A 369-nucleotide genomic window follows, 5' to 3' on the forward strand; every position below is an offset into this window, starting at 1 on the left:
GTAGCCGTAGGGGAACCTGCGGCTGGATCACCTCCTTTCTAAGGAAGCTGACCCGGACTTTGTTGAAACCCGCTTCAACGGTACGATTTGCGCCGCCGTCGGCGCATCCCTTCTCGACGATCCAAGACGAAAAGCGTGACCGCGTTCTCGCGGCCATTGCTTCTTGGATTGACGAGAAGTCTTTGGCGTTTGTGGCGACATGAATGCCGGATCTTTGAAATCGTGAATAAAGTCGAGTTAAGTGACCGAGGATGCATCTTCATGAGCGTCCACGCAACGGGAGCGATTTATCCCTGTGCGTGACGTTCGGAGTAGAGATCAAGCGTCTGAAGGGCATCTGGTGGATGCCTTGGCACTGAGAGGCGATGA

The 369-nt window shown here is 54.5% G+C and carries 1 protein-coding gene; it reads left to right on the top strand.

Annotated elements, in window-relative coordinates; genetic code table 11:
- Positions 1-203, top strand: a 203-nt coding sequence (locus ACODS4_RS28160) for a hypothetical protein (RefSeq protein WP_488869193.1), incomplete at its 5' end; no start/stop codon positions are given.
- Between the last annotated feature and the right edge of the window lie 166 nt (positions 204-369).

It is taken from the genome of Azospirillum sp. FG154 (assembly GCF_057809575.1).